7 protein-coding genes and 1 pseudogene are annotated in these 8,862 nt (G+C 68.3%); 6 read left to right on the plus strand and 2 right to left on the minus strand.

The window, feature by feature from the left end; translation table 11 throughout:
* From V7E05_RS07305 to V7E05_RS07330, 6 genes and pseudogenes are all read left to right on the plus strand, one after another.
* A pseudogene (locus tag V7E05_RS07305) lies at positions 1-316 on the plus strand (PAC2 family protein); the annotation flags it as partial.
* A 46-nt stretch (positions 317-362) separates the two neighbouring features.
* On the plus strand, positions 363-2,921 hold the full coding sequence (locus V7E05_RS07310; protein WP_333619010.1) for a DEAD/DEAH box helicase: 2,559 nt from the start codon (positions 363-365) through the stop codon (positions 2,919-2,921).
* A gap of 71 nt (positions 2,922-2,992) precedes the next feature.
* Positions 2,993-3,451, plus strand: a complete 459-nt coding sequence (locus V7E05_RS07315; protein WP_333619011.1) for a DUF3817 domain-containing protein — start codon at positions 2,993-2,995, stop codon at positions 3,449-3,451.
* Between the two features lie 98 nt (positions 3,452-3,549).
* On the plus strand, positions 3,550-4,341 hold the full coding sequence (locus V7E05_RS07320) for an NUDIX hydrolase (protein WP_333619012.1): 792 nt from the start codon (positions 3,550-3,552) through the stop codon (positions 4,339-4,341).
* A 99-nt stretch (positions 4,342-4,440) separates the two neighbouring features.
* Positions 4,441-4,992: a hypothetical protein gene (locus V7E05_RS07325; RefSeq protein ID WP_333619013.1), complete on the plus strand. Its 552-nt coding sequence runs from the start codon at positions 4,441-4,443 to the stop codon at positions 4,990-4,992.
* 40 nt (positions 4,993-5,032) lie between these two features.
* Entirely contained in the window at positions 5,033-5,254 is a 222-nt protein-coding gene (locus V7E05_RS07330; protein ID WP_333619014.1) for a hypothetical protein, read from the plus strand.
* On the opposite strand, the gene V7E05_RS07335 is transcribed toward V7E05_RS07330, so the two are convergent.
* Positions 5,251-6,279 carry an 8-oxoguanine DNA glycosylase OGG fold protein gene (locus V7E05_RS07335; RefSeq protein ID WP_333619015.1) on the minus strand — a complete coding sequence of 343 codons (1,029 nt, stop codon included), beginning with the start codon at positions 6,277-6,279 and terminating at the stop codon, positions 5,251-5,253. The two genes, V7E05_RS07330 and V7E05_RS07335, sit on opposite strands and share 4 nt — an antisense overlap.
* 105 nt (positions 6,280-6,384) lie before the next feature.
* A partial coding sequence (gene gcvP / locus V7E05_RS07340) for an aminomethyl-transferring glycine dehydrogenase (RefSeq protein WP_333619016.1) occupies positions 6,385-8,862 on the minus strand: 2,478 nt, incomplete at its 5' end.

Raw genomic sequence — 8,862 nt, forward strand, 5'->3', positions numbered from 1 at the left:
CCGGCTCGTCGAGGATGTCAACAAGGCCACGGGCCTCGACATCCCGCTCGGCCAGCTGGAGGCCGCGAAGCAGACGTTCGACGCCAACCTCGCTTCCCAGATCGAGGGCAACACCGAGGTGCTGCAGATGGTCTCCGGCCTCGAGCAGGCCTACGACCAGATCGTGTCCTCCCGCGAGTCGAGTAACTCTCTGGCCCCGGCCGAGGGCCCGCTGCCCACGGGCGACGAGCTCGGTGCCGAGCTGGAGCACTTCCTCGCCCAGCAGGACGGGACGGATGACGACGGAGGCCGCAGCGCCGGGGGCTTCGGCGGCTAGCCCTCCCTGCCCGAAGTTGTCGGGGTCGGTCGATAGACTTGCCGGCGTGTCCACACCAGAGCCGCTGTCCAGCTATCTCGCCGACCTCGACGATGTCCCGGAGTCCCTCTTCGACGAGGCCCTCCTGGACTCGTTCAACAGGTGGGTGTCGGACCGCGGCATCACGCTGTATCCGCACCAGGAGGAGGCGACCCTCGAACTGGTCGCGGACGAGCACGTCATCCTCGCCACGCCGACCGGCTCGGGCAAGTCTATGGTCGCGCTCGCCGCGCATTTCGTCGCGGCCGCGCGAGGCCGCAAGTCGTTCTACACGGCGCCGATCAAGGCGCTGGTCAGCGAGAAGTTCTTCGCGCTGTGCGAGGTGTTCGGCGCGGAAAACGTGGGGATGATGACGGGCGATGCCTCCGTCAATACCTCTGCGCCCATCATCTGCGCCACCGCCGAGATCGTCGCGAACATCGCGCTGCGCGATGGCGATGCGAGCGGCATCGGCCAGATCGTCATGGATGAATTCCACTACTTCTCCGAGCCGGATCGCGGCTGGGCGTGGCAGGCTCCCCTGCTCACGCTGCGCGATTGCCAGTTCCTCCTCATGTCCGCGACTCTCGGCGATGTGTCGTGGCTCGTCGAGGGCATCGAGGGCAGGACCGGCCGGAAGGTCGCCGTCATCGACGATGCCGAGCGGCCCGTACCACTCTCCTTCGAATACGTGCTCACCCCGGTGCCCGACACCGTCGAGCTGCTCCTGCGCGAGGGGAAGGCGCCGATCTACATCGTCCACTTCACGCAGCTCTCCGCGATCGAGCAGGCGCAGGCGCTCATCACGAAGAACTTCGTGTCGAAGGAGGCCAAGGAGCGGATCGCCGCGGAGCTCAAGGGCTTCCGCTTCTCCACCTCGTTCGGCAAGACGCTGTCGAAGCTGCTGCGCAGCGGCGTCGGCGTTCACCACGCGGGAATGCTGCCCAAGTACCGGCGCCTCGTCGAGCGCCTGGCGCAGGAGGGCCTCCTCCCGATCATCTGCGGCACGGACACCCTCGGCGTGGGCATCAACGTGCCCATCCACACCGTGCTGTTCACCGCTCTCGCGAAGTTCGACGGTCAGCGCCAGCGCATCCTCAAATCCCGCGAGTTCCACCAAATCGCAGGGCGCGCCGGCCGCGCGGGATTCGATACCGAGGGCCTCGTCGTCGTCGAGGCGCCCGAGCACGAGATCGAGAACGCCAAAGCCGCGGCGAAGGCCCAGAACAACCCCAAGAAGAAGAACAAGCAACAGAAGAAGAAGCCTCCCGAGGGAACGGTCAGCTGGACGCCGGCCACCTTCGACAAGCTCGTCTCGGCGCCCCCCGAACAACTCGTCAGCCGGTTCCGGATCACCAATTCGATGCTCCTCGACATCATCTCGGGACCCGGCAGCTGCTTCGCGCGAACCAAGGAGCTCATTCTCGGCTCCTTCGAGACCAGAGCGTCCAAGCGGGCTCTCGCCCTCCGCGCGATCGCGCTGTTCCGCGGGCTCGAGGCCGACGGCCTCGTCCATCGCCTCGACGAGCCGGACGCCGAGGGCAGGCACGTCGAACTGTCGAGCAGCTTGCAGGAGGATTTCGCCCTCAACCAGCCCCTCGCCCCGTTCGCCGTCGCCGCCATGGATATCCCGGACCCGGAGTCCGAGTCCTATGCCATCGATGTCATCTCGATCATCGAGGCGATCCTCGAGGATCCGCGCCCCCTCCTCATCGGGCAGCAGAAGAAGATCCGCGGGGATGCCATTGCCGACCTCAAAGCCGACGGCGTCGACTACCACGACCGCATGTCCATCGTCGAGGACATCACGTGGCCGAAGCCTCTAGAGGCCGAGCTGGAGGCAGCCTTCGCCTCCTACTCGGAGACGCACGCATGGACGGGAGGGGCCGGGCTGTCCCCGAAGTCCGTCGTCAGGGACATGGTGGAAAAGGGGATGACCTTCTCGGACCTCGTCTCGACGTACGGCGTCGCCCGCGCGGAGGGGGTCGTGCTCCGCTACCTCACCGATGCCTACCGCACGATGCGGCAGACCATACCCACGGACAAGCGCACAGAGGAGCTCGAGGACATCGTCAACTGGCTCGGCGAGCTCATCCGCCAGGTGGACTCGAGCCTTCTCGACGAATGGGAGGGGTTGACGGCGCCTTGTGCGGTAGACGGACCCATCGACACCGAGAAGGCGTTCGGCGAGGACAGCTCGCGGCCGGTCACGGGCAACGCGCGCGCGTTCAACCGCATGGTCCGCGGCGCCCTGTTCCGGCGCGTCGAGCTCCTCTCCCGCGACGAGATCGACCGCCTCGTCGAGCTCGACGCCGACGTCGCCGAACACCCGGACTGGGACGCGGAGATCGATCCCTACTGGGACGAGTACGACCGCATCGAGACCGGCCCCGACGCCCGCGGCCCCCGCTTCTTCTCCGTGGAGACCTCCGGACCAGGCGTAGAGCCGGGCACGTGGAACGTCCGGCAGACCCTCGTCGACCCCGAGGGGGACCACGGCTGGGCCATCGAGGGCATTGTCGATCTCGCCGCGAGCGATGCGGAGGGCGACGTCCGATTCTCATCTCTTAGGCTGGTGGAGGGCTAGCCACGGCGCCCGGTCGTCGAACCGGCACATGGCGGGCCATCGTCGTCGAGAGTGGAAGGTACCCCGTACGCATGGGACCAGTGGAAGTTTTTCGTAAGGCAGCGCTCGCGGAGGTCGTCACGTGGACGCTCCTCATCCTGGGCATGATCGGCAAGTACGCCTTCGATCAGCCGTGGGCTACGTCTATCGGCGGAGGAATCCACGGCTTCGTCTTCCTCTGCTTCGTGGTCGTCGTGGTGTTCCTCGCCATCGACCAGAAGTGGTCGGCCGGCACCACCGTCCTCGGCCTCGTCTGCGCCGTGATCCCCTACATGTCGATCTGGTACGAGAAGTCCATGCTCGCCAAGGGCAAGGTCAGCGACCCGTGGCGTCTCGGCGCCGGAGGCGAGGCTCCCGCCGGTCCGCTCGAGAAGGTGGCCGCCGGGGTGCTGCGGCGCCCCGTCACCGCGATTCTCGTGGCGCTCGCGGTCGTGGTCGTCGTCTTCGTCGTGCTCCTCGTCGTGGGCCCGCCCTTCTCCTCGGACAAGTAGCACCCGCAAACCCACGCGATTCGAATGCCCGCCCCGGCAGGGGCGGGCATTCGCCATTTCGGGCCCGGCCCGCGCGGGCGCCGGGCACAATCGGTTCCATGTCCACTTCGGCAACCGGCGATTCACCGGAATTCGATCCCGCCTCCGTACCGGTCAAGGACGCGGCGACGTTGCTCCTGGTCCGCGATAGCCGGGAAGGGCCGGAGGTCTTCGCCATCCGTCGGGCCCGCTCGATGGTCTTCGCCAGCGGGATGATCGCCTTTCCCGGCGGCGGCGTCGACCCCACCGACTGCGAGGCCTTCCCCACCACCGGCCCTTCGGCCGAACAGTGGTCCGCGCGTCTCGGCGTCGCCCCCGAGCGCGCGCTCTCGCTGTGCTCCGCCGCGATCCGCGAGTGCTTCGAGGAGACGGGCCTGCTTCTCGCCTCCCCGCAATGCTCCATCGCCTCTGACGGAGCACTCCCCGATTCGCCTTGGCCGGGCCGCCGAACCCGGGTGGCGGCACACGAGACCTCGCTCGCCGCGCTTCTCTCCGAGGCCGGGATCGCCGCGGACACTGCGCTGCTGCACCCGCTCGGCCGGTGGGTCACTCCCGTCGGTCCACCGCGCCGCTACGACACGTTCTTCTTCGGCGTGGAGATCGCGCAGGACGGTCCGCATCAGCCGGACGGCGACAACGGCGAGTTCGAGGGCGCCCGCTGGGCCAGGCCCGCAGCGCTACTCGAAGCGTTCCGAAACGAGGAAATCGCGTTACTGCCGCCGACGGTGCACCACCTCTCGCTCCTCGCCGAGGCGAGCTCGGCCGCGGATTTCCTCGAGGTCGATCGCGACATGACACCGGTGCGTATCGATAAGCCGGCGACCTTCTCGCGTAAGCTGAATCAGTCTTAGGCATCTCTCCCGGTGCAATCGCGGGTGGGATACCCGGTCGAGAAAACAGTGGATACCGCCTTCCAAGCCGTGAAGGCGACGTCGAGTAGGGGTCACAACGTGCGCGTTTCCACGCCGACATGGATCAAGATGGCGTCCGTCGCCCTCGTCCTGCCGCTGGCAGCGGCCTGCGGAGGAAACGACCAGGACCAGCTGGAGTCCCCACCCGACGCCGTCCTCCCGCAGTCGGCCACCTTCGGGCAGCCGCAGTCGATTCCCGTGGGCGACGGGAGCATGTCGCTCACCGTCGAGCCGCTGCGCCTCGAGACGAACAGCTCGTCCTCGGATAACGAGCAGGTACTCATCGCCGATGTCGGCGCGACCGCGGAGTTCGGCAACCCATACATCGACCCGGCGCAGTTCCATGCTTACGCGCCGGACGGCGGCGAGCTCAAGCGCATGGACACCCCCGAGTCCTTCCTCGCCAATCCACTGGTCCGCTCTGATCTCGGCGATCCCGGGGAGGTGACCGAAGGGTCCGTGGGCTTCGTGGTTCCCGCCGGACTGCGCGTGGGCCGGCTCGACGTGGTGACTCCCGAGGCGACGCTGAGCTACACGATCGTCAAGCAGCCCGTCGATCCATCGGCGACCCCGACCGATTCCCCGGACTAGTCCTCGGACTCCAGCTCGGGCTAGTCTGCAAAGCCCGCCCGTGAACACCGGTGCCACTCCCCTCGCCGCGAATCCGTGCCGCTCGCTGTGCAGCTGGCACGCGACGCCGGCGCAGTTCGAGGGTGAGCAGCTCTTCGCCTGCCGCGGCTGTGGATCGCAGTGGACCGTGGCGGAGGCGTGGACGCCCATCGACTACAACGGAAACATCCCCGCGCAAGTGAAGAGCGCGCGGCTCGCCACCCCGCCGCCGAGGCGCCGCTAGACGGCGCGGCGCATGGGTGTGAGCTCCGAGTTCCGCCCGTTCCACGAGGCGACAAGCCACATCTCCACGAGGTCGGGCTCGGTTCCCGCTTCCTTTGCCCAGCGGTGCACGATTTCCTGATAGGCGGAGAACCTCCGGCGGGTCCACCCGGTCTCCGCCCCGAATTCCGTCCATCCGCAGCGGACGAGCATATTGATCGCCGCGGGGTCCACCGGCGCGATCGACTCGACCGGCGCGGCCGAAGAGAGTGCCCCGAGAAAGTGCGAGGCCACGACGGCGCCGAGTCCGGGGATCGACTGCGAATAGTAGATGGAACCCCGCTCGTCCCTGCTTCCCGAGACTCGGCCGCGGTTCGGCTCGGAGCGTTTGACGCTGTCTCGCCGTAGATCGACGATGGTCGCCAAATGGTCCGTGCGCAGGAGCTCCTCGAGCGCAAGACCCGGGACATCGAGGTTGTCCGCTGATTCGGCGAGCACATCCGGCACCCTGATGATCCCCCGCTCCCCGCGCGATTCCCGGTGGACGAACGGAGAGAACGAGCGGCGGTGCTCGCGGAACCGGTGGCGCCCAGTGACGAACGCCGCGCAGAGATAGAGCAGGGTAAGCAGGTGCCCCGGATCCCGCCCGAAAACGGCACCCGGTGGATCTGCCTCCAGCATTGCCCGCCGCCTTTCGCGGGGCGAGGCGAGTGCGAGATCCTGAGTGCTCCTGCGAGGCCTGGGCATCCACCGGAACGGGTTCTCCGAGACCTCCCCTGCGTAACGTGCGGTGCTTAACAGGTCGAGGCGGCTGATCTCCCCGACGCCCTCGGATATCCGCTGCCCGTCCGGGCCGCGCCCGAGGAGCGTGATGGGAATCTCGTACAGCTCGAGCTTCTCGTTCCACCACGACAGGTCGACCTCCGAGCGGTCGAAGCCGAGGATTTCGGGATAGCACTGCCTGCTCGCCCAGCGAACGAGCGCGTCCGGCGCGCGGGGTGCGCCGAACGAATCGGATTCGGGGTGGCTCTCGCTCGAGTGGTCCATGCACCCACTATGGCGAGAGGGTCCGACATTCCCGTCCACGGGAACGCCGGACCCTCGAGAATCCGCGCCTGCCACACGGCCAACGGGCCGGTCGCAGCTAACGCCCTACCCCTCCTCGGCGAACGCCTCGATCGGCGGGCACGAGCATGCGAGGTTGCGGTCGCCGTACGCTCCGTCGATCCGGCGCGTGGCCGGCCACACCTTCGGGCGCCACGTGTGGCCGAGCGGGTAGACCGCCTGCTTGCGGGTGTACGGGTGGTTCCACTCGTCCTCGGCGATCGATGCCGCGGTGTGCGGGGCGCCACGCAGCGGGCTCGTCTCCGCGGTCCACTTGCCGTCGGTGATCCCGTCGATCTCCGCGCGGATCGAGGCCAGTGCCTCGACGAACGCGTCGAGTTCGGCAAGATTCTCGGACTCCGTGGGCTCGACCATGAGTGTGTCGGGCACGGGGAAGCTCATCGTCGGGGCGTGGAAACCGTAGTCGGCGAGGCGCTTAGCCACGTCGTCGATGCTCACGCCGGTCGCCTTGATCAGCGGACGGAAGTCGAGGATGCACTCGTGCGCGACCCAGCCGTTCTTGCCCGTGTAGAGCACCGGGAAGTACTCGGAGATCCGCCGTGCGAGGTAGTTCGCGTTGGCGATCGCCGTGAGCGTCGCCTCGCGCAGACCGGCTGCGCCCATCATGCGGATGTACGCCCAGGTGATCGGCAGGATCGAAGCCGAGCCGAACGGGGCCGAAGACACCGGATCGCGGCCGGACATGCCGGGCTCGTACGGGTGCCCGGGGAGGAACGGCACGAGGTGCTCGGCCACCGCGACCGGGCCGACGCCGGGGCCGCCGCCGCCGTGCGGGATGCAGAACGTCTTGTGCAGGTTGAGGTGCGAGACGTCCCCGCCGAAGCGGCCGGGCCGTGCCAGGCCCACCAGCGCGTTGAGGTTCGCGCCGTCGATGTAGACCTGGCCTCCGGCGTCATGCACGACCGCACAGATCTCCTCGATCGCGTGCTCGTAGACACCGTGGGTCGACGGGTACGTGATCATGATCCCGGCGATCTCCTCGCCGTGCTTCTCGATCTTGGCGCGCAGGTCGTCGACGTCGATGTCGCCCGAATCGAGGCTCTTGACGACGACCACCTTGAGGCCCGCGAGCGCGGCCGATGCGGCGTTAGTGCCGTGCGCCGACGACGGGATGAGCATGATGTTGCGCTGCTCGTCGCCCCGCGAGAGGTGGTACTCGCGGATGGCGAGCAGGCCGGCGTACTCGCCCTGGGAACCGGCGTTGGGCTGCAGGCTGACGGCGGAGTAACCGGTGATATCCACGAGCCACTGCTCGACGTCGGCCACGAGGCGGCGGATGCCGGCGGTCTGCGCCACAGGGGCGAACGGGTGGAGCCGCCCGAACTCGGGCCAGGTGATCGCCTCCATCTCGGTCGCCGCATTGAGCTTCATCGTGCACGAGCCCAGCGGGATCATCGTGCGGTCGAGAGCCATGTCCTTGTCCGAGAGCATGCGCAGGTAGCGCATCATCGACGTCTCGGTGTGGTGGTCGAGGAACGCCGGGTGCTGGAGGAAATCGGAGGTGCGGTCGCCGTAGGCGTCGTCGATCTCGATCACCGGCTCCTCGGCGTCGCCCGCGCCGAACGCGGCGAGCACCGCGGCAATGTGTGCGGGGGTCGTCGTCTCGTCCACCGACACGGAGACCTCGTCCGCCCCGCGCTGCCACAGGTTGATCCCCTCGGCCCGCGCGGCCTCGACGACCTCGGCGGCGCGGCCCGGCACGCGAGCGAGAACGGTGTCGAAGAACTCGGCGTGGACGACCTCGACACCACCGGCGGCGCGCAGCCCCTCGGCGAGCGCCGCGGCCTTGGCGTGGACGGAGCGTGCGATCGCGCGAAGTCCCTCTGGGCCGTGGTAGGAGGCGTACATCGCCGCCATCACGGCGAGGAGCACCTGTGCGGTGCAGATATTCGACGTCGCCTTGTCGCGGCGGATGTGCTGCTCGCGTGTCTGCAGCGCGAGGCGGTAGCCGACGTGCCCGTCGGCGTCGTTCGACACGCCCACGAGTCGGCCGGGGAGCTGGCGCGCGTCCTTCTCCCGGCACGAGAGGAAGCCAGCGTGCGGGCCGCCGAAGCCCATGGGCACGCCGAAGCGCTGGGAGGAGCCGAAGCACACGTCGGCGCCGAGTTCTCCGGGAGGCGTGAGTACGGCGGCGCCGAGGAGGTCGACACCGGCGCCGACGAGCACCTCGCGGGAGTGGCACTCCTCGATGAGCGCCCGCAGCGCTGCCGGATCGGCGACGCGTCCCGAGGCGCCGGGGGTCTGCACGAGCGCGGCGAAGAAGTCCCCCTCCGGCAGGCCGTCTGAGATAAGGTCCGCCTCGACGACCTCGAAGCCGAGCGCTGTGGCGCGCGTACGCACCACGGCGGCGGTCTGGCCGAAGAGCTCCGAGTCGATCGCCACCCGCGTGGACTTGTTCTTCCTGTTGATCCGGCCGAGCATCGTCATCGCCTCGGCTGCGGCCGTGCCCTCGTCGAGCATCGACGCGCCCGCCATCTCGAGCCCGGAGAGCTCGGCACACATGGT

The organism is Dietzia sp., assembly GCF_036741115.1.
Taxonomy (GTDB): Bacteria; Actinomycetota; Actinomycetes; order Mycobacteriales; family Mycobacteriaceae; genus Dietzia.

Excerpts from the sequence above, each read along its gene's own strand:
- V7E05_RS07315 (WP_333619011.1), top strand. The coding sequence starts at position 2,993 with ATGGGACCAGTGGAAGTTTTTCGTAAGGCAGCGCTCGCGGAGGTCGTC.
- V7E05_RS07320 (WP_333619012.1), top strand. The coding sequence starts at position 3,550 with ATGTCCACTTCGGCAACCGGCGATTCACCGGAATTCGATCCCGCCTCC.
- V7E05_RS07335 (WP_333619015.1), bottom strand. The coding sequence starts at position 6,279 with ATGGACCACTCGAGCGAGAGCCACCCCGAATCCGATTCGTTCGGCGCA.